This window comes from Halosimplex carlsbadense 2-9-1 (assembly GCF_000337455.1).
Taxonomy (GTDB): Archaea; Halobacteriota; Halobacteria; order Halobacteriales; family Haloarculaceae; genus Halosimplex; species Halosimplex carlsbadense.
The window spans coordinates 293,564-313,945 of the sequence record NZ_AOIU01000031.1 but is presented as its reverse complement, the minus strand read 5'-3'; the positions used below and the strand labels follow the sequence as shown (position 1 = coordinate 313,945).

Here is a 20,382-nt window from a genome sequence, read left to right as displayed (position 1 = left end):
CGCCCGAGTCTCGGCGACAGTCCCGGTCACGGTCGGAACGCCGGTCGCTCGGCTGTTTCGGTGGTGGGGGAACGAGAGCGGGAGCAGCGAAAAGGGCACACGGACTCCTGGAACGACGAACTCCGGGCGGTCGATCGGTCGCGGTCGGCCGACTACAGCTTCTTCTCGGCGTCCTCGGCGAGTTCCTTCATGCGCTTGCCGACGCGGCCGGCGTCGGAGAACTCGTCTTCGCTCATCGCGGTCGCGAGGGCGTTGCCGAGGACGAACACGGCGTGTTTGTGCTCGCTTTTGGACTTGTGAACGTCCTCGGGCGTCACGTCGAGTTCCTCGTAGGGGTCGAACAGCGTGGCGTCGACGTCTTCCAGCCCGGCGAAGTAGTCCTTGATCGTGAGCATCTGCGCGTGGAGTTCGAGGAGTTCGTCCTTGTGCATGGGCGTCCCTATGTGAACCGTCGGTTTAACGATTGTCCGTCAGAGGGTCACACGCAACTCCCGGCGGTCAGAAAACGTACTCGTCCTCGTGGCCCATCATCCCGTCGTCCTCGTAGCCCCCCGCCTCGTCGTCGTCGTCCATCGGACCGCTCGTCTTGTACGCCTTCAGCCCCGTCGACAGCAGGTCCTCGATGGCTTCCTCCCGGTTGAGGAACTCACCCTGCTCGACGAGCTGGGTGATACGCATTTCGAGGTGTTCGGGGATCGTGAGATCTACCTTGGGCATCGGATCGGTCGATGCTTCGGGAAGGGGGTATTTAACTTTGGCGGGGGTGAGAGCCGAATCGATCACGGCACAGCGGTCGAATCGGTCGGCCCGCCTCCTCCGTCGGCGGACCGCCGCCTCGCTGGGCCGAGCGATCGCCAACTCGACGGGGTGACGGACCGCCGCTTCGGCGGGGTGACTGGCCTCAGTCGAGGATCCGGCGTCGCGGCGCGAAGTAGTTAGGCTGAAAGGCGTACGGTCCTAACCGCCTGGAGATGGAACCTCTCCGTGGTGACGAGTCGTCGGTCGAACCCGACGAGACGACCATCGCGACGCGCGGACGCGAGGTCGACGGCGTCGCGCTCGGGACCGTACTCGGCGAACTCCCGCGACCGACGGTCGCCTGGTCGGCCGAGGGCCAGCGAGTCGCCGCCGGCGGGTCGGCGGCGACGATCACCGCCGACGGTCCGGACCGCTTCGACCACGTCCGGCGGGCCGGCGAGGCGCTGTTCGCCGGTCGCGCCGTCGAGTCCGACCTGCCGCGGGCCGCCCGGCCGCGACTGTTCGGCGGCTTCGCGTTCCACGAGGGCGACAAAGACGAGGGCGAGTCGCCGTGGGACGGCTTCCCCGACGCGCAGTTCGTGCTCCCGGCCGTCCAGGTCGTTCGGACCGACGACGGCTCGACCTGGGTCGTCGCGACCGCGACCGGGCCGTCGGCCGGGACCGAGGCCGAGGCGCGACTCGACGAGTGGGTCGACCGCGTCGAGGGGCTCGAGGACACGCTCCCGGAGGACGGCCCCGGGATCGAGCGCCGCACGTTCACCCCCGACGACGCCGGCTGGCGCCGGCAGGTCGAGGCCGCCGTCGAGCGCATCCGCCGCGGGACGCTCCGGAAAGTCGTCCTCGCCGGGGCGCTGACGGTCGACCTGCGCGACGAGCTGTCGGTCCCGTCGGTGTACGAACGCCTCTCTGACACCTACCCCGACTGCTTCCGCTTCCTCGTCGCCCCCGAAGGCGGCGGGCACTTCTTCGGCGCGACACCCGAGCGGCTGATCAGCCGGGACGGCCGGACCGTCAGGACCGAGGCGCTGGCCGGTTCGACCGGTCGGGGCGACACCCCGGAGGAAGACGAGTGGCTCGCCAGCGAACTGCAGGACAGCGAAAAGGACCGTCACGAGCACGATCTGGTCGTCGAGGCGATCAAGTCCCAGTTGTCGCCGTACGCCACCTCGATCTCGACGGGCGACCGGACCGTGCGCCGGCTCGCGACGGTCCAGCATCTCCAGACGCCGGTGACGGCCGAACTCGCGGAGGACGACCACGTCCTCTCGCTGGTCGAGGCGCTGCATCCGACGCCGGCCGTCGGCGGCCTCCCGCCGGACGAGGCCCTGGAGACGATCAAGGACGCCGAAGCGTTCGACCGCGGCTGGTACGCCTCGCCGGTGGGTTGGTTCGACGCCGAAGGCGACGGCACCTTCGCTGTCGCCATCCGCTCGGCGGTCGCGACCGAGCGACGGGTGACGCTGTTCGCCGGCAACGGCATCGTCAGCGACAGCGACCCGGACCGCGAGTGGGACGAGGTACAGCTGAAGTACCGCCCGGTGCTGGACGCGCTCGAATGACCGCGCCCAACCGCGCGACGCTGTGGGGGCGGACGCTCGTCGACGAGCTCGCGAAGAGCGGCGTCACCGCCGCGGTCGTCTCGCCGGGGAGCCGCTCGACGCCGCTGACCGTCGCGCTCGCCGAACACGACGATATCGAGACGTACTCGGTGCTCGACGAGCGATCGGCCGCGTTCTTCGCGCTCGGTCGCGGCCGCCGAACCGGCGAGCCGACTGCAGTGGTCTGCACGTCCGGGACGGCCGCGGCCAACTACCACCCGGCCGTGATCGAAGCCAATCAGTCCCGCGTCCCGCTGCTGGTGCTCACGGCGGACCGACCGGCGGAACTCACCGACAGCGGCGCCAACCAGACCGTCGACCAGGCGAAGCTCTACGGCGACGCAGTCCGGTGGTACAAGACCCTGCCCGAGCCCGCGCCCGAGGCCCGACGACTCCGGTCGCTGCGGGTCGCCGCCGACCGCGCCGTCGCGGAGACGACCGGCTCCGATCCCGGTCCGGTCCACCTGAACTTCCCGGTGGCGAAGCCGCTCGAACCCACGGAAACGCCCGGCGACGTGCCCGACTCGCTGGCCGACGAGGCGCCGCTGGCAGTCGACGGCCGGGACGGGCCGTTCGTCCGGACGACGAGCGGGCGGCTCGAACCGAACGACGCCGCGATGGACGAGATCGCCGCCGCCCTCGGATCGGCCGAGCGCGGCCTGATCGTCGCCGGGCCGCTGAACCCGGGCGTCACCGACCCCGAGGTCGTCGGCGAACTGCTCGACGCGACCGGTGTCCCGCTGCTGGCCGACCCGCTCTCGGGGCTCCGGCACGGGCCGCTCGTCGCCGACCGACCGGTCTTCGGCGGCTACGACTCCTATCTCGACGCCGCGGGCTGGCCCGACCCCGATATCGCCCTCCGGATCGGCGCCTCGCCCACGTCGAAGGTACTGCGGCGGTACCTCGCCGAGGCGGACGCGCGGCAGGTCGTCGTCGATCCGGCGGGCGACTGGCCCGAAGCCGAGTTCACCGCGACCGACTACGTCGAGGCCGACCCCGGCGCGGCGGTTTCGGCGCTCGCGGAGCGAGTCGAAGACCGGTCGCCGGCCGACGGCGACCGGGGCGGAGACGCCTCCGCCGCGGCGTGGCGCACCCGCTTCGAGCGCGCCGAGGCCGCTCACTGGAATCTCCTCGACGAGGCCACCGAGTCGGCGACCGCCGGGACGCCCTTCGAGGGCGCCGTCCTCTCGGAAGTCGTCACCGGTGCGCCGGACCCGGCGACCGTGTTCGTCTCGAACAGCATGCCAGTCCGCGACTGCGACCGCTTCGGACGCCCGCGGCGCGCCGACCTCACCGTGCTGGGCAACCGCGGCGCCAGCGGCATCGACGGGATCACGAGCACCGCGCTTGGCGCCGGGAGCGCGACCGAGGGCCCGCTCGTGCTCGTCACCGGCGACCTGGCGTACTACCACGACGCGAACGGGCTGCTCTCGGTCGCCCGCTGCGGCGTCGACGCGACGATCGTCCTCATCAACAACGACGGCGGCGGTATCTTCCACATCCTGCCCATCGAGGCGTTCGACCCGCCGTTCACCGAGCAGTTCGTCACGCCCCACGGGCTGGACTTCGAGCACTCGGCCGACATGTACGACCTGTCGTTCCGGCGCGCGACCGACATCGACGACTTCGCAGGGGCCTATCGCGAGTCGCTCACCAGCGAGGGGACGCAGGTCATCGAGATACGGACCGACGGCGAGGCGAGCCACCGCCGGCGCGAGCGACTGCACGAGCGCGTCTGCGAGCGAGTCGCCGAGGACCGTTGACGTTCGCCGCGGCCGCTCTCAGGACCGCACGAGCGTGAACGTCAGCACCGACATGCCGAGCGGGACCCACGTCGCGGTCAGGCCGATCACGCCGGCCAGCGAGAAGACGGCGAGTCCCGGCACCGCGAGCAGGAGTATCGGCACGACGACGCTCCAGAGGCCGAACACGAGGATGGCGACCTCCGGGATCGACAGCAGGTAGGCGAAGGTCAGGAGCGTGCAGACGCCGACGGTCGCCCGGGCGACCAGCGGGAAGGCGGGGAACAGCGTGGCGGCGACGAAGAAGGGGTAACAGACGAACGTCGACACCAGCAGGACGACCGACTGGTCGACCGGGAACAGGCGGCTGAGTCGGAGCCCGCCGCCCCCGTCCGGGCCGTTCCGAACGGCCCAGGCGCCGGTGGCGTCCCACGCGTTCCACGACCAGTCGACGTTGGGGCCGTTCGAGGCGCCCGCGGCCGCCTGGCGCCGGGCGGAGGGGGAACTACCGCTCTTGGCCCCTCCGGCGCCGGCGGCCGCGCCGCTCGACTGCCAGGACGGCCCCGTCGACCCGCCCGTCGAACGGGTCGTCCCGTCGGCGGCCTCCCCGGCCGTCCCGCGGCCGTCCGCTCGTCCCCGCCCACGCGTTCGCTCGCGGCGATGCCGGTCCGTCCCGCCTGCCGACCGGCCGGCCCCCGAGCGCCGGCCGCGCTGCTGGGACCCGCGCCACGTGTTCCCGTCGCGACCGGACCGGTCCGTTCCGGTCGCGGTGTCCGAACTCGGACCGCCGGTTCCCGACTCGCCAGTTCTCGACGCCGTCGTCGCGGATCCGGAACCCGGGTCGGACTCGGGCGCCGAACCCGACCCGGTGTCGCCGCTCCCGGCGGCCGTCCGCGTCGACCCGGCGTCGGGCGTCCCCTCGCCGGTGTAGGCCGCGTGCCCGAGGCGGTCGTACCTGGCGCGCTCCGCCCCGTCGGTCAGCACGCGCTTGGCCTCGTTGAGTCGCTTCGTGCGCTCCCCGGCGTCCACGTCGTCGCTCACGTCCGGGTGGACCCGTTTTATCGCCTCGCGGTAGGCGTCCTCGATCTCCTCGGTCGTCGCGTCGGCGTCGATACCGAGGCGGTCGTAGAAGGTCTCTGTCATGGGGAACGCCCTGAATCGTCTCGACTTCGTGGGCCGACGATAAAATCCCTGTGCCCGAACTATCGGGATCGATAGCGTCCGGCTCAGGCGGCCTCGTCCGCGACGACCGGAACGCACTTTTCGACGCCCTTTCAGGTCACCCATATGTCACGGGGAACCGTCTCCAGCGGCACCGAGTGGGAAGCGCACGTCGGCTACTCGCGGGCGGTCGCGGTCGACGGACAGGTCCACGTCGCCGGCACGACTCCGGTCGACGAGGGCGGCGAGGTGGTCGGCGAGGGCCCCTACGAACAGACGAAGGCCGCGCTGGATATCGTCGACGGGGCGCTGAAAGAGGCCGGCGCGAGCGTCTCTGACGTGGTTCGAACGCGCATGTACGTCACCGATATCGACGACTACGAGGCCGTCGGTCGCGCCCACAGTGAGGTGTTCGACGAGGTGCGTCCGGCCGCGACAATGGTCGAGGTGAGCCGCCTCGTCGACGAGGAACTGTGCGTCGAGGTCGAGGCGACGGCGGTCGTCACAGACTGACTGCGCGGGGACGTGCGGGAACGTGCGAGAACGTGGGGAAACGTGCGGGAACGACCGGGTCGCCGCCGACTGAGGAATCTTTTTGCGCGGTCCGACCCGAGGGCCGCCATGGTATCCGAGATCTTCGACCCCGACCGCTGGGAGCCGGTCGACGCCGTCGACTTCCGCGACATCACCTACCACCGCGGGACCGACACCCCCGCCGTCCGCATCGCCTTCGACCGCCCGGAGAAGCGCAACGCCTTCCGCCCGGGCACCGTCGACGAACTCTCCACCGCGCTCGACCACGCCAAACGCCAGTCCGACATCGGCTGTGTCCTCCTCACGGGCAACGGCCCGTCGCCGAAAGACGGCGGCTGGGCCTTCTGCTCGGGCGGCGACCAGTCGGTCCGCGGCGACGACGGCTACGAATATCGCGACGACGACGCCGACCGCGAAGACGCCGCCGAGGCCGGGCGCCTCCACATCCTCGAAGTCCAGCGCCAGATCCGCCACATCCCCAAACCCGTCGTCGCCGTCGTCCCCGGCTGGGCCGTCGGCGGCGGCCACTCCCTGCACGTGATCTGCGACCTCACCCTCGCCAGCGAGGACCACGCGAAGTTCCTCCAGACCGACCCCGACGTGGCGAGCTTCGACGCCGGCTTCGGCTCGGCCTACCTCGCCCGGCAGGTCGGCCAGAAGAAGGCCCGCGAGATATTCTTCCTCGGCAAGACCTACGACGCCGACGAGGCCGCCGACATGGGCATGGTCAACGAGGCCGTCCCGCACGAGGAACTGGAGACGACGGCGCTCGACTGGGCCGACCGCATCACCGGCAAGTCGCCGATGGCCATCCGGATGCTCAAGTACGGCTTCAACGCCGCGGACGACGGCATGGTCGGCCAGCAGGTCTTCGCCGGCGAGGCCACGCGACTGGGCTACATGACCGACGAAGCCAAAGAGGGTCGCGACGCTTTCAACGAGGGCCGCGACCCCGAGTTCGACGACTACGACTGGTTTTACTAGGAGCCATCTTTTTGCCGCCCGGGTTCCCCGCAGCGCGCCAGAGGCGCGCGAGGAAACCGGGCGGCAAAAACTGGGTGAAAACACCGCCAGAGCAAGCTCTGGCGGGCCTTCGCTCGCGATGCTCGCGAAGAAGGCCGGACGACTCGCCCACTGCGTTCGCTCGCGTCCGGTGCTCGCCCTGGTGTCACCGCTACCGCCACCGCAACCGCGACCGCAACGCCCTCCCATTTTCGAACCGAGCTCGATCCACTACGGAGCCGCTCGAAAACTGTCCGCTCGGGAGCGGGCCCTACCGCTCCCCATCGCTACGTACGGCCATTATCAAGTTTCAATTGGTGGTTGTTTTGATGTGTAGGTGAACCGTGTCTACAGATCAGTCCCAATCGAGTCGCACAGTTCTCGCAGTAACGATGGCGGTGCTGCTGGTCGGGTCGGCGGTCCCGGCCGTCGTCCCGACCGCGGCGGCCCAGTCCGGCAACGCACAGGTGGCAATCGAGGAGATCCAGCGACCCGACGGCGCGACGGACGCCTCGCCGTACGCCGGGGAGACCGTCACCACGGCGGGGACGGTGACCGCCGTCGTCAGCGAGGGATACTACGTCCAGAACGGCACCGGCGCCTACAGCGGCGTCTACGTCTACACCGGGAGCCAGCCGAGCGTGGCGCCCGGCGACGCCGTCGCAGTGACGGCGCCGGTCACCGAGTACTACAACCTGACCGAACTCGACGCGACCGCCGAGAGCGCGTCGACGACCGTGACCGGTACGGCACCGGCGCCCGACCCGGTCGCGCTCGACACCGGTGCGGTCGGCGCCGAGCGCTACGAGGGCGTGCTCGTCACGGTGTCGAACGCGACCGCGACCGCCACGCCCGGCCAGTACGGCGAGTGGACCGTCGACGACGGCTCCGGTGCGGTCGCGGTCGACGACGTGACCGCCGGGGACGCGACGACGCCCAACGAGACCGGACGGGTCGTCACGAACCTGACCGGCCCCCTCTTCTACAGCTTCGGCGCGTTCAAGATCCAGCCACAGGCCGTCGGGCCGATCACCGCACCGCCGGACGACGGTTCGGAGGGCGACGATGGGTCGGCGGGCGACGGCGGTGCGCCAGGTGCCGGAACGCCCGCGAACGCGACGACGCTGACGCTCCTCTCGTACAACGACGTACAGACGGCGGCGTCGAATCCGACCGCGATGGGCCGGCTCGCCGGCGCGGTGAACGAGCGACGCGGGGCCCACGACAATCCGACCGTCGTGGTCGGCGGCGGCGACCAGGTGAGCCCGAGCTCGCTCTCGCCGGTCAGCAACTGGACGGTCCCGGTCGCGGCGACGAACGCCATCGACCCCGCGGCGGACGTGGTCGGCAACCACGACTTAGACTACGGCTTCGACGCCGTCCCGAACTACACGGCCGCCTCGGAGTACCCGTGGCTGCTCGCGAACGTCCGCGCCGAGGACGGCGGCGGCGTCCCCGGGACGGAGAACTACACGATCGTCGAGCGCGACGGCGTCCGCGTCGGCATCGTCGGCCTCGTCGACGAGGCCATCGAGCCCAAGACCGCCGTCGACTTCGACGAAGCGGGCTACGAGGTCGCCGACTACAGCGAGGTCGGCGCCGAGGTCGCGACCGAGCTGAAGACCGAGGAGAACGTCGACGTGGTCGTCGCCGCGGCGCACATCGGCGTCGGCGACTCGAAGGAACTCGCCCGCGAGACGGAGAACATCGACGTGATCGTCACGGGCGACGACGAGGTCGCCTACGAGCCCCAGGTCACCGACGGCGCGGTGATCATGGAGGCCGAGGGCCGCGCGGCCTACCTCGGCGAACTCAACCTCACCGTCGGCGCGAACGGCAGCGTCGCGATGGCCGACGGCCGGCTGCTGTCCGTCGCCGGCGAGGAGTCGGTCCCGGTCAACGAGACGGTCGAGGGGATCGTCTCCTCGGCCCGCGGGGAGTACCTCTCGGCGGTCATCGGCCGGACGACGGTCCCGCTGGATTCCACCTTCGCGGCCAACTACCACGACGAGACGGCGTGGGGCAACCTCGTTACCGACGCGTTCCGCGCGCAGACGGGCGCCGAGGTGGCGGTGACCAACGCCGGCGGCATCCGCGGCGACTTCACGTTCAGCCCCGGCAACGTCACCTACGACGACGTGTACACTTCCTTGCCGTTCGGCAACACGCTCGTCACCAAGCGCCTCTCGGGCGCCGAACTCACGGAACTGCTCGCCAGCCAGGTCGTCACGCTCGAATCGGGCGGCGGCCAGCAGTACGGCCAGGAGGCCCAGCTGCAGGTCAGCGGCGTCACCTACGAGATGGTGGCCCACGAGGGCGCCGACTCCGTCGTCCGCGACGTGTACGTCGGCGGCGAACCGCTGCGGGCGAACGCGACGTACAACGTGACGGTCAACTCCTACATGGCCGGCTGGGACGACCTCGCCGACGACCCGACCGTGAGCACCGACCTCACGCTGTACGGCACCGCCGTCGCCGACTACATCGAGCGACAGGGCACCGTCTCGCCGCGAGACACCAACCGCATCCGGCGGGTCGACCGCGAGGTCGGCACCGAGTGGATCTTCGCCGCCGACGGGTCGACCGTGCCGGTCCACTACGAGGTGCCCGAGGCGGTCGTGTCGGTGAACGACTCCGCCGTGCGCGTCGAGAACGCGACGGGCGCCGCCCTCGCCGCCGAGCGGGTCCGCCTGACCGGCGACGACCTGCTGGTCTCCTTCGACCGCGGCGACTTCGGCGAGTTCGCGGCCGCGAGCGACCATCTTCAGCTCTACGCCGGCTACACCGACGCCGAGTACGACGGCCAGCGGAGCTACTTCGACGACTCCGTGTTGAACGGCGATCTGGAGGGCTGGGAGAGCCTCGCGACGGAGAACGGGTCCGAGCCCGACGACGGCGGCGGCGAGGACCGCCGCAGTCCGCGGGCGCTGAGAGCCGACGCGGTCGAGACGGTCGACGCCCTCGACGCCGACGCCGGTCGTTACGAGTCCGCCCGCGACCGCGCGAGCGAGCGGTTCGACGGGTCGCGGGAGTACTACCGGGGGCCCGTCCGGACCGAATCGGCGACCCTGTTCACCGACGACGCCGTCGGCGTGCAGGCGTTGACGGCGTTCGCCGGCACCGGCGGCGAGACCAACGCCACCGCGGCCGCGGATCTCGTCGTGCGCGCCGACAACCGGACGGCCGCCCGGGAGGTCGCCGACGCTCGACGACTGCTGAACGACTCGCGCGAGGATATCGACAGCGAAGGCGTCCTCCGGAGCATGGCGTCGCACCTCGACAACGCCGACCGCATGTACGACCGGGCCGAGCGGACGATGGACCGCGCCCGCGACGCCGAGGGGCGACGGGCGATCCGACTGCGTGCCAGCGCGATCCGCCAGCTCCGACAGTCCTGGCGGCAGGCCCACCGCGTCGTCGAACGGGCGGTCGAACGCACCGACGCCACGATGCCCGAGTGAGCGGTCACCCCGCAAGGGACTGCTGTCACAGGAGCCGTCCGAACCGGCGGACGACTCCGATTCCCTCCACGCTCGACCCCGAGCAGCGTCCCGCAGTCGTCGGTTTCGCGCCGATACTCCTCGGCAATCTGGTCCCGCTGGTCGCGGGCGTATCCGGATTCGATCCGAACGTAACGTTCACCCCGTCGTCGTTCCAAACCAGCGTATGTCCGACGGCGTCCAGCGACGAGTGAGTTATCGGCTCCGCCGGGCGCTCGGCCCCGTCCTCGACCGGGCGATGCGGACGGTCACCGACGAGACGATCCGCGTGTATCCGAGCGGATACGCGGGGACGGTGCACACCGATATCGACCGCCTGGAGTCCGTCCTGTCCGAACACGGGTTCAGCTGGAACCCGGTGAGCATGTACCACTACACGCGCCTGGGCAAGCAGACGAACGGGAGCTGGGTGTCCCGCGAGTCGCCGTTCGCCGACCGACAGCTCCACGCCGTCCTCGTCAGGCAGGACGCCAGGCAGATCGACGTGTACGCTCACGAGGAGAACAACTGGCGCCGACACCCGCTGAAACACGTCCGGGACGCCGGCATCGACCGCGAGGCGGGCTCCGAGCGAATGCGGGCGATTCTCGACGACCTCGACCTCGACTATCGCCGGGAGTCGTACGTCCGGCGGAAGGTCGGTCACCTCGGCCAGCGGGTCCGCACGGGGCTGGCGCGACTGGCGAGTCGGTGAGGCTGGGGAGCGACGCGCACGGAGCCACGAGCCCGCGGCCGTGAGAGTGACGCGGCGCCTGGCAGCGCTCTCGGGCGGAGTCACTGCGACTAAGCCGGTCCGGTGCAGACCGACCGACGTGGACCGAGGACCGACGCCACGACCGGAACTGCGCGCGGCGCTCCGCGAGGCGCTCACGGCCGACCGCGGGTCGTTCCGCGACAGCGTCGACCGGCTGGCCTCTGAGTACGACTTCGACGCGCAGCGGCTGGGGGCGGATCCCGAGACGTTCGACCCGCCCGCCGCCGTCGCGCCCCTCGACGTGTCGGACAGGGAGCCGGTCTGGCGCGCGTGGATGCTGGCGGAAGCACCGCTCGGCGTCGTGGTCGCGGGCGCGGCCTACCACGACAACCCCGTGCTGTACGCCAATCGCGCGACGCGACGGCTGACCGGCCACTCGCTGGCAGCGCTGTGGGGCGAGAACCTGCGGCGACTACAGGGACCCGGAACCGACGGCGCCGCGGTGGACACCCTGCGGAACGCGCTGCGCAACTGGAACGGCGTCACGGTCGAACTGCGAAACTACCGGGCCGACGGCACGCCGTTCACGAACCGGGTGACGCTCGTCCCGAGCCCGGGCGACGACGGCACGGTCCGACACTGGTTCGGCCTCCAGGCCGCCGTCCCCGCGGACTGACCGGCGACCGGCCTCCGACCCGTCCGTGGATGCCAACTTTGACACTCGCCGGGTCCCGATTTACGGGTATGTCGACCGCAGACGCGCAGGTATCGAAGCGGCGGGCGTGGCTGATGGCCGCGCGGCCACAGACGCTGCCCGCGGGGTCGGCACCGGTCGTGGTCGGTGCCGGTCTGGCGGCCCACGCCGGGGTGTTCGCCGCCCTGCCGTGGCTCGCGGCGCTCGTCGGTGCCCTGCTCATCCAGGTGGGCACCAACTTCGCCAACGACTACTACGACGCCGTCAACGGCGCCGACACCGACGACCGCGAGGGGTTCACTCGCGTCACCGCCGGCGGGCTCATCCCGCCCGCCCAGGTCAAGTGGGCGATGGTCGCCACCTACGCCCTGGCCGTCGTCGTCGGCGCCTACCTCGTCGCTATCGGCGGGGTCCCCATCCTCGTCGTCGGGCTCTCGTCGATCGCCGCCGGCGTCCTCTACACCGGCGGGCCCTACCCCTACGGCTACCGCGGGCTCGGCGACCTCTTCGTGTTCGTCTACTTCGGCGTCGTCGCCGTGACGGGCACCTACTACGTCCAGGCGGTCACGCACGCCGATGTGGGGCTGTTCCCGACCGGTCTCCCGGCCGACACGCTCCCGCTGGCGGCCGTCATCGCCAGTCTCCCCGCCGCGGCCCTCTCGACGGCGATCCTCGTCGTCAACAACATTCGGGACAGAGAGACCGACGCCGAGACCGGCAAGCGCACGCTCGCGGTGATGCTCGGCTACCGCTGGAGCCGCGTCGAGTTCCTCGCCCTGGTCGGGATGGCCTACGTCGTCCCCGTCGTCTTCGCGCTCGACCCCGCCTACGGACTCCCGGCGCTCGCACCGCTTCTCTCGCTCCCGCTCGGGGCGATGGTCTCGAAGACGGTGCTCGAACACACCGACGGCGATGCGCTCAATCCGGCGCTCGAACGGGTTGGACAGACGCTGTTCGTCCACTCGGTCCTGTTCACGGCCGGCCTCGCCGCGCCCGCACTGCTATGAGCGGTGAGCCTTCGGCCCGTGACGATATCGACCCCTTCTCCCTCCCGCTCGAATCGCCGCTGGCGACCGCCGCGGGTGAGATTTCCGAGCGGTCGGGGTTCCTCGTCCGCTACGACCACCGGGGCGAGAGGGGGGTGGGCGAGGCGACGCCGCTTCCCGGCTGGACGGAGTCGCTCGACGAGTGCGAGACCGGGCTGGAGCGCGCGCTCGACGCTGGCGCGGGCGGCGCCCACAGCGCCGGGCTCCTCGAATTCGACGCCGACGAGATCCCGGCGGCCCGCCACGGGTTCGCGACCGCGCTGCTCGACGCCGACGCGCGGGCCGACGGGATCCCCCTCTACCGCTGGTTCGACGACTCCCGGACCGTCCGGTCGGTGCCGGTCAACGCCACCGTCGGAGACGGCGACCCGGAGACCACCGTCGAACACGCCAATGAGGCCGTCGAGGACGGGTTCGACTGCCTGAAATGCAAGGTCGGCGCGCGCTCGGTCGACGAAGATATCGAGCGGGTCCGCGCCGTCCGGGAGGCCGTCGGCGACCGCGTGACGCTTCGCCTCGACGCCAACGGCGGCTGGTCCCGTGCCGAGGCCGAGCGGGCCATCGAACGAGTCGAGCCGCTCGACGTGGCCTACGTCGAACAGCCGGTCGCCGCCGACGACCTCGCGGGACTCGCGGATCTCCGCGGGAACGGGGTCGACATCGCCGTCGACGAGGGGCTCGTCGAACACTCGATGGCCGAGGTCTTCGCCGCCGACGCCGCGGACGTGGCGATTCTCAAACCCATGGTCCTCGGCGGGCCGGGCAACGCCCAGACCCTCGCTCTGCGCGCTCGCGACCGCGGGATCGAACCCGTCGTGACCACCACGGTCGACGCCGTCGTCGCCCGGACCGCGGCCGTCCACGTCGCCGCCGCGATCCCCGACGTGGCGCCCTGCGGGCTCGCTACCGCCGAGATGCTCGCCACGGACCTGGCGGACGACCCCGCACCCGTCTCCGACGGACGGATCGCGGTTCCGCAGGACTCGGGGCTCGGCGTCGAAATCGCGGAGGGCCGGCGGTGACGCTCCCGAATCCGGCGGAGTGGCCGGTCGACGACCCCGTCGCGGACCCGTCGAGGGACCTCCTCGCCCAGCGCGCCGCCGCGAGCCCGGCGGCGACGGCCGTCGTCGACGCCGACGACGGCGGGGAGTGGACGTACGCCCACCTCGACGACCGAGCGTCCGCCCGCGCCGCGGCCGCCGAAGCCGTCGCCGACACCGACCTCGACGGGGCTCGCGTCGGTCTGTTGCTCGGGACGCGTCCCGCGGTGGCGGACCTGTATTTCGCGCTCGGCCGACTCGGTGCGGGCGCGGTCGCGCTGAACGTCGACCTCCCGACCGAGCGGCTCCGCTCGCAGGCCGAGCGAGCCGATATCGACCTGCTCGTCTGCGAGGGCGCGACCGAGGACCGAGCGAGCGCTGTCGCGCCGCCGGGGACGCCGGTCGCGTCGGTCGACGACCCCGCCGCCGACGAGGTCGCCCCGCTCGCGCCCGGTGACCCCGCGGCCGTCCCACCGTCGGCACGCCCGCTCGACGCCGAGCGCGTCGTCATGTTCACCTCCGGGACCAGCGGCGAGCCGAAAGGCGTGCGTCTCACCCGGCGGAACCTGATCGCGAGCGCGGTCGGCTCGGCCAACCGGCTCGGCGTCGAACCGGGCGACCGCTGGCTCGTCTGTCTCCCGACCTACCACATGGGCGGGCTCGCGCCGATCGTCCGGTCGACCCTCTACGGGACGACGACCGTGGTCCAGCGGGAGTTCGCCGCCGAGGCGACCGCCCGCGTCCTCGCCGAGTTCGATATCACCGCTGTCTCGCTGGTCCCGACGATGCTCACTCGATTGCTCGACGCGGGCTGGACGCCCGCTGACTCGCTCCGGTTCGTCCTGCTCGGCGGTGCGCCAGCGACCCGCGAACTGGTCGAGCGCTGCGCCGAGCGCGGCGTCCCCGCCTGCCCGACCTACGGGATGACCGAGACGGCCTCACAGATCGCGACCGCGACGCCCGCGGAGGCCCGCGAGTACACCGATACCGTCGGTCGCCCGCTCGAACCGACGACCGTGACCCTCGTCGCCGACGACGGGACTCCACTCGACGCCGGCGAGTCGGGCGAACTCGTCGTCTCGGGACCGACGGTCGCGCCGGGCTATCTGGACGGCGACCAGACGGCGGCCGCCTTCGACGACCTGGGATTCCACACCGGCGACCTGGGATACGCCGACGGGGACGGTCGGCTCTGGGTCGTCGGGCGCGTCGACGACGCCATCGTCACCGGCGGCGAGAACGTCCACCCCGCGCGGGTCGCCGACGCGCTCCGCGCGGTCGAGGGCGTGGCCGACGCCGCGGTCGTCGGCCTCCCCGACGAGGAGTGGGGCGAGCGCGTCGCCGCGCTGGTCGTGCCCGACGAGAGTGAATCCGAGACCGCCAGCCTCACTTCCGAGCGCGTCCGCGACGCCGTCGGCGACCGCCTCGCGGCGTTCGCCGTCCCGAAGACGGTCGGATTCACCGACGAGATCCCGCGAACGCACTCCGGGACGGTCGACCGCGAGACCGTGTGCGAGCGCCTCGCCGCGGTCCGCGACGGGGCGTAGACCCCCGGCGCGGACCTCGCCACGAGATTTAATCCGCTCGGTCGCCTATCGGGAGTCGTGTGTACGCTCGTCTTCGCCTGGCAGGTGTTTTCCGACGCGCCGGTCGTCGCCGCGGCCAACCGCGACGAGGCGCTCGATAGACCGTCGCGACCCCCGGAGGTGATCGAGGAGTCGCCCCGCGTCGTCGCCCCACGCGACGAGGAGGCCGGCGGCACCTGGATCGGCTACAACGAGCACGGCCTGCTCGTCGCGATCACGAACCGCTGGAACGGTCGGGAACCCGCCGGAGAGCGGTCGCGCGGGCTGCTCGTCCGCGACGCGCTCCGGCAGTCCTCGGCGGAGGACGCCGCCCGCCTGGTCGAGCGGGAACTCGACGACCGCGAGTACGACGGCTTCAACCTCGTCCTCGCCGACGAGAGCGCGGCCCTGCTCGTCGAGTGGGACGGCGAGACCCGCCGCGTGCGGAACTTCGACCCCGGCGTCCACGTCGTCGTCAACGTCGGCGCCGACGGCGACTACGCGATTCCCGAGTCCCGCGCCGAAGCCGGGGAAGCACAGGCCGAGAACGCCGGAAAGGTAGCGTCCGCGCTCACCGTCGAACCCGGCGAGACCAGCACCGCGTGGCTCGACCGCGCCGCGAACGTAATCGCCGACCACGAGTACGGCGTCTGCGTCCACCGCGACCGCTTCGGCACGCGCTCGTCGTCGCTGGTCGAGATCGGCCGCGAGGGATCCCGCTACCGATACGCCGACGGGCCGCCCTGCGAGACCGACTACCGGGACGTGGAGGGCCAGGTTTAAACCGGTCAGACACGGACCGTACCCGTATGGCCGCTGCCGAAGCCGACCTCAACGAGGACGAGTACGCGGGACTGGAACTCATCCGGGAGACGGGAGGCATCCACCAGAGCGACTTCTGGAAGGAGCTGGACGTGAGTTCCCGCAAGGGGAGCCGCATCGCCGACGCGCTGGCCGACCAGGACCTCATCCAGCGCGAGGAGACTGTCTACAACGGACACAACACCTACTATCTGACGCCCGCCGCCCGCGACCTGGACTTCTCGCTGCTGATGGCCGGCGACCAGCTCTCCCCGTTCGTCGGCGACGACGAGGTCAACGCCCACAGCGACACCTTCTCGCAGTTCGTCATGAACCTCGCCTACGAGGAGTAGCGCGGCGACCGTCCCTTTTCGACGTTCTCGGGCGACAACAGCCATGCCTGGCACGAACCGCGGCAACGATGGCCCCGACTGGTGGCGCCACGGGGAGGCGGTCGTCCGGCCGTTCGGCTACGAACACGACCGACCGATCGCTCGGCGAGTCGGCGAGCGGGACCTGTTCGTCGGGAACGCGGCGGCAGCCGCCTCGCCCCCGGGAGATCCGTCCGTCGAGTGGGTCCTCTCGCTGACAGCCGAGCCGCGACCGGCGACGACACATCACCGCCCTCTCGTCGACGGTCCCGACAACGAATGGACCGCGTTCGAAGCGGCCGCGGACGCGGCCTGTCGGCTCCTCGGGGAGTCGGCGGGCGCGCTGCTGATCCACTGTTCGCACGGGGTCTCGCGGAGCGCGGCCGTCGCCGCGGTCGCGGTCGCCGTGGCCGAGGGCCGGTCGCTCCGGTCGGCGCTCTCCGACGTGCAGTCGGCGCGACCGCCGGCACAGCCGCACCCGGCGCTCCACGAGCAGGCCGTCTGCTACCTCGCAAAACGGTGAGCGCGTCGGTCGGCGGGGCGATTCGGGAGCGGCGCTTCAGTCCTCGAGCGCGTCGGCGATGCGGCCGAGTTCGCGGCGGGCGTCGTGGACCTCGTCGCGGAGCTTGCGGACCTCGCGGACGAGTTCCTCGTCGGCCTTCGACGAGGACTCCTCCTCACCGCGACCGCCGGGGCCGCCGGGACCGCCGCCCATGCCGGGCGGGCCGCCGCCCCCGCCCATCATGCCGCCCATCATCTGCGCGAAGGGGTTGCCGCCGCCGCCACCGCCGCCCATGCCGGGCGGGCCGCCGCCCCCGCCCATCATCTCCTCCATGCGCTCCTCGCGGCTCATGCCCTCGCCGTCGCCCTCGCCTTCCTCGGCGCGCTGCTGGCGGATCTCCTCGACCCGCTCGCGGAAGGACTGGGACTCGCTCTCCTCGTCGCCGCCCTCGGCCTCGGCGGCCTCGTCGGCGGACTCCTCGGCGGCTGTCTCGTTCTCGTCGGAAGGGTCGTCTGCCATGGTCGCGCTTGGCCGCGGCGTCCCAAAAGGGTTGTCGTACCAAACTCGTCCGGCGCCGTCGCTCAGGCGATCCGTCGCACGAGCACCGAGATACCGATCGCCGACGCGGCGAGGACGCCCAGCCACGCTTCTCGATTCACGTCCGCCAGCGCGACGGCGACCGGTAAATGTCTTGTGTAAAACATCTACGACCGCCGGGCCGGCGGGAGCGCTCGGTCGCGGGTCGGTTCGGTCGCCCTACCCGAACGCACCGAGGCTGGACTGGAGGTTTCGCTCGCTCTCGCCCGAGCGCACGTCGTACCCCACGAGGTCGCGCATGTCGACGGCGTAGGTGCTGCCGCCGTTGTCGAGTAGCAGCACCCTACCCTGGACGCCCCTGACCGTGCCCGAAGCGAGCGTCTCGGACACCGGGCGGTCGGTCAGACCGAGCCCGTAGTCGAAGTCGTAGGTCTCGACCGGGTCGAACTCGGTGAGCAGCGCACTCCATGCTGAGTCGTCGACGCGCTCGTGGAGCCCCCGAACCTTCGTCGGGACGCGCACGCGGTCGCCGACTTCGGCCGCGATCTCGGCCTCGATCTGCCGTGCGACGCGGCCGTCGGCGACCGTCCGGAGGTGGGCGGCGCGGTCGGCGCCCTGTTCGCGCAGGCGGGTGTCCAGCCGCCAGGACCGGGTAACCCCGACCTTGAACGTCTCGGGAGCGAAGGCGGCGAGGTAGATAGCGTGTTCCTCGTGACAGGACTCGACAGGCATCGAGCACTCGCCGGTGCATCGCGCGCAGGGCCAGCGATAGGTGTGGTCGTCGCAGTAGGGCGCGCCGTCGCGAGGGCAGGGCGTGTGCGAGCCGTCGTCGAGCACGCCGGCGCAGTGGCGCTCGTCGAGCGCGTAGGAGAGGTCGGTACCGGGCTCGAGCGCCACCGTCGAGACGGACCCATCGTCGGCGATCAGCAGCGCTGGCGGGCCGTCGGTACCCGTCTCGTACCCCACTATCTGCACGCCCGCGGGTTGGCGACCCCCGGATATAGTCGTGGCGCTCCGCCGAGGGCGACTACTGCGGGTCCCGCGACGGCGACGGCGCGCTCGGCCCGCCGTCGCCGGAAACCTGTAGGCCGGGCGAACGGTGGGGCGGGTTTAACTGTCGGGCCGCCGTCGGTTCGCCAGTAGCATGGCCGACCTGCAACTCACCAGTCCGGCGTTCGAGGACGGCGCGACGATCCCCGACCGGTATGGCTACACCGAGGACAACGTCAACCCGCCCTTCGAGATCTCGGGGGTGCCATCGAACACGGAATCGTTCCTGATCGTCGTCGACGACCCCGACGCGCGCGAGCCCGCCGGGAAGATCTGGGACCACTGGGTCGTCTGGAACATCGACCCGGACACCGAGTCGATCCCCGAGGACTGGGACCCCGAAGACGCGGGCGCCGTCACCGGCGAGAACGACTACGGCGAGACCGGCTGGGGCGGCCCGAACCCGCCGGACCGCGAACACACCTACCGGTTCCTCCTCTACGCGCTCGACGACCGCCTGAACCTCGGGCGCGAGGCCACGAAAGACGACGCCTACGACGCCGCCGAGGGCTGCGTCGTCGGCAAGGCCCAGATCGAAGGCACATACGCGCCCTGAGCCGCGGGTGACGGACCGCGACGGCAGACACTCCCCGTTCAATCGGCGAGCAGTTCGCGAGTCGCGCGGCGGACGGCATCGTCGGACGACCCCGCGGGCTCCCAGCCGAGCGCGGAGAGCTTCTCGATGGAGAGGCGCATCCGCGGCACGTCGCCGACCCACCCGCGGTCGCCGCCGGTGTACTCGTAGTCGGGGTCAAGTCCCATCTCGTCGCTGATGATGTCGGCGATGGTCGTCACGGAGGTCGTCGTTCGCGTCCCCAGATTGTAGACGTTGAAGTCGCTGTCGGCGTGTTCGACGACGTGGCNGTCGTCACGGAGGTCGTCGTTCGCGTCCCCAGATTGTAGACGTTGAAGTCGCTGTCGGCGTGTTCGACGACGTGGCACATCGCGTCGACACAGTCGTCGACGTGCATGTACGATTTCTCCTGGCGCCCGTCGCCGAGGATCGTCAGCGACTCGGGGTCGTCTTCGAGTTTGTCGATGAAGTCCGGGATAACCGCGCCGAGCTGGAGGCGCGGCCCGACGATGTTGGCGAAGCGATACACCCACGCGGTGAAATCGTGGCTGTTGGCGTAGACTGAGAGGAGACTTTCCTCGCCGAGTTTGGAGGCGCCGTAGATGCTGATCGGTTCCAGCGGGGCGTAATCTTCCGGAGTGGGCCGAGGCGATTCGCCGTACACTGTCGACGAGGAGGTGAAGGCGATGTTGTCGACGCCCACCTCGTCCATGCGGTCGAGGACGGTCTCGGTGAGTTCGTTGTTGAAGCGGTACTGCTCGATGTCGTCGGCCGCGGCGTTCTTGTTCGCGGCGAAGTGGAACACGCCGTCGACGTCCTCGGTGATGGNTTGTTGAAGCGGTACTGCTCGATGTCGTCGGCCGCGGCGTTCTTGTTCGCGGCGAAGTGGAACACGCCGTCGACGTCCTCGGTGATGGCTTCGGCGGCCACCTCGGGGTCGGTCAGATCGCCCGCGACGACCTCGACCCCGTCGGGCAGCCACGCTCGCTCGCCGTTCGAGAAATCGTCGACCGCGACCACCTCGTTGTCCGCGACGAGTCGCTCACAGAGGTGCGAGCCCACGAAACCTGCCCCACCCGTCACGACCAGTCGCTTCCCGGAGAGATCCATGGGCGAACGTCGTCCAGCGCCGACATGTGTGTTGCGGTAGATTCCGGGCGGAGAGTCGGGTTCGTCCGAACGTGTCACCGACAACGGTAAACCGGCCAGGGG

Annotated in this window: 20 protein-coding genes and 1 pseudogene; 14 read left to right on the top strand and 7 right to left on the bottom strand. The window is 71.0% G+C overall.

Going from position 1 to position 20,382, the window contains the following annotated elements:
• Positions 1–152: 152 nt before the first annotated feature.
• Together C475_RS13750 and C475_RS13745 are read right to left on the bottom strand one after the other, a co-directional pair.
• Positions 153–431: a UPF0058 family protein gene (locus C475_RS13750; RefSeq protein WP_006884455.1), complete on the bottom strand. Its 279-nt coding sequence runs from the start codon at positions 429–431 to the stop codon at positions 153–155.
• A gap of 67 nt (positions 432–498) precedes the next feature.
• Positions 499–717, bottom strand: coding sequence for a ribbon-helix-helix domain-containing protein (locus C475_RS13745; RefSeq protein WP_006884454.1), 219 nt, complete (start codon positions 715–717; stop codon positions 499–501).
• Positions 718–971: 254 nt separating this feature from the next.
• On the opposite strand from C475_RS13745, the gene C475_RS13740 reads away from it, so the two are divergent.
• Positions 972–2,318, top strand: a complete 1,347-nt coding sequence (locus C475_RS13740) for an isochorismate synthase (RefSeq protein ID WP_006884453.1) — start codon at positions 972–974, stop codon at positions 2,316–2,318.
• A complete protein-coding gene (menD, locus tag C475_RS13735) occupies positions 2,315–4,120 on the top strand; it encodes a 2-succinyl-5-enolpyruvyl-6-hydroxy-3-cyclohexene-1-carboxylic-acid synthase (protein WP_006884452.1) in 1,806 nt (601 codons plus the stop codon). Before C475_RS13740 ends, menD begins: the two co-directional genes overlap by 4 nt.
• An 18-nt stretch (positions 4,121–4,138) precedes the next feature.
• Here menD and C475_RS13730 read toward each other — a convergent pair whose 3' ends face one another.
• Complete coding sequence (locus C475_RS13730) at positions 4,139–5,242, bottom strand: J domain-containing protein (RefSeq protein ID WP_006884451.1); 1,104 nt, start codon at positions 5,240–5,242, stop codon at positions 4,139–4,141.
• Positions 5,243–5,386: 144 nt separating this feature from the next.
• Here C475_RS13730 and C475_RS13725 point away from each other — a divergent pair, with 144 nt between their 5' ends.
• The 11 genes from C475_RS13725 (at position 5,387) to C475_RS13675 (ending at position 17,030) form a co-directional block, all read left to right on the top strand.
• Positions 5,387–5,773, top strand: a complete 387-nt coding sequence (locus C475_RS13725) for a RidA family protein (RefSeq protein WP_006884450.1) — start codon at positions 5,387–5,389, stop codon at positions 5,771–5,773.
• A 108-nt stretch (positions 5,774–5,881) separates the two neighbouring features.
• The gene (locus C475_RS13720) at positions 5,882–6,778 is read left to right on the top strand and encodes a 1,4-dihydroxy-2-naphthoyl-CoA synthase (protein WP_006884449.1); all 897 of its coding nucleotides are present in this window, start codon (positions 5,882–5,884) and stop codon (positions 6,776–6,778) included.
• 410 nt (positions 6,779–7,188) lie between these two features.
• A complete protein-coding gene (locus tag C475_RS13715) occupies positions 7,189–10,257 on the top strand; it encodes a 5'-nucleotidase C-terminal domain-containing protein (RefSeq protein WP_006884448.1) in 3,069 nt (1,022 codons plus the stop codon).
• A gap of 205 nt (positions 10,258–10,462) precedes the next feature.
• A complete protein-coding gene (locus tag C475_RS13710; RefSeq protein ID WP_006884447.1) occupies positions 10,463–10,990 on the top strand; it encodes a hypothetical protein in 528 nt (175 codons plus the stop codon).
• 118 nt (positions 10,991–11,108) lie between these two features.
• Positions 11,109–11,666 carry a PAS domain-containing protein gene (locus C475_RS13705; RefSeq protein WP_006884446.1) on the top strand — a complete coding sequence of 186 codons (558 nt, stop codon included), beginning with the start codon at positions 11,109–11,111 and terminating at the stop codon, positions 11,664–11,666.
• Between the two features lie 68 nt (positions 11,667–11,734).
• Entirely contained in the window at positions 11,735–12,691 is a 957-nt protein-coding gene (locus tag C475_RS13700) for a 1,4-dihydroxy-2-naphthoate polyprenyltransferase (protein ID WP_049930596.1), read from the top strand.
• Positions 12,688–13,752: an o-succinylbenzoate synthase gene (menC, locus tag C475_RS13695; protein WP_006884444.1), complete on the top strand. Its 1,065-nt coding sequence runs from the start codon at positions 12,688–12,690 to the stop codon at positions 13,750–13,752. Before C475_RS13700 ends, menC begins: the two co-directional genes overlap by 4 nt.
• The gene (locus C475_RS13690) at positions 13,749–15,317 is read left to right on the top strand and encodes a class I adenylate-forming enzyme family protein (RefSeq protein ID WP_006884443.1); all 1,569 of its coding nucleotides are present in this window, start codon (positions 13,749–13,751) and stop codon (positions 15,315–15,317) included. Before menC ends, C475_RS13690 begins: the two co-directional genes overlap by 4 nt.
• A gap of 57 nt (positions 15,318–15,374) precedes the next feature.
• The gene (locus C475_RS13685; RefSeq protein WP_006884442.1) at positions 15,375–16,118 is read left to right on the top strand and encodes an NRDE family protein; all 744 of its coding nucleotides are present in this window, start codon (positions 15,375–15,377) and stop codon (positions 16,116–16,118) included.
• Positions 16,119–16,144: 26 nt separating this feature from the next.
• Entirely contained in the window at positions 16,145–16,489 is a 345-nt protein-coding gene (locus C475_RS13680; RefSeq protein ID WP_006884441.1) for a helix-turn-helix transcriptional regulator, read from the top strand.
• A 43-nt stretch (positions 16,490–16,532) separates the two neighbouring features.
• A complete protein-coding gene (locus C475_RS13675) occupies positions 16,533–17,030 on the top strand; it encodes a protein-tyrosine phosphatase family protein (protein ID WP_006884440.1) in 498 nt (165 codons plus the stop codon).
• Positions 17,031–17,066: 36 nt separating this feature from the next.
• Here C475_RS13675 and C475_RS13670 read toward each other — a convergent pair whose 3' ends face one another.
• The 3 genes from C475_RS13670 to C475_RS13665 all read right to left on the bottom strand — a co-directional run bounded on the left by C475_RS13670 (position 17,067) and on the right by C475_RS13665 (position 18,521).
• Complete coding sequence (locus tag C475_RS13670) at positions 17,067–17,528, bottom strand: hypothetical protein (protein WP_006884439.1); 462 nt, start codon at positions 17,526–17,528, stop codon at positions 17,067–17,069.
• A 62-nt stretch (positions 17,529–17,590) separates the two neighbouring features.
• Positions 17,591–17,713, bottom strand: coding sequence for a hypothetical protein (locus C475_RS25175; RefSeq protein WP_268869917.1), 123 nt, complete (start codon positions 17,711–17,713; stop codon positions 17,591–17,593).
• Positions 17,714–17,765: 52 nt separating this feature from the next.
• Positions 17,766–18,521 carry a DUF2797 domain-containing protein gene (locus C475_RS13665; RefSeq protein ID WP_006884438.1) on the bottom strand — a complete coding sequence of 252 codons (756 nt, stop codon included), beginning with the start codon at positions 18,519–18,521 and terminating at the stop codon, positions 17,766–17,768.
• 169 nt (positions 18,522–18,690) lie between these two features.
• Here C475_RS13665 and C475_RS13660 point away from each other — a divergent pair, with 169 nt between their 5' ends.
• Positions 18,691–19,152: a YbhB/YbcL family Raf kinase inhibitor-like protein gene (locus tag C475_RS13660; protein ID WP_006884437.1), complete on the top strand. Its 462-nt coding sequence runs from the start codon at positions 18,691–18,693 to the stop codon at positions 19,150–19,152.
• A 38-nt stretch (positions 19,153–19,190) separates the two neighbouring features.
• On the opposite strand, the pseudogene C475_RS13655 reads toward C475_RS13660, so the two are convergent.
• Positions 19,191–20,280, bottom strand: a pseudogene (locus C475_RS13655) (NAD-dependent epimerase/dehydratase family protein).
• Positions 20,281–20,382: the final 102 nt, after the last annotated feature.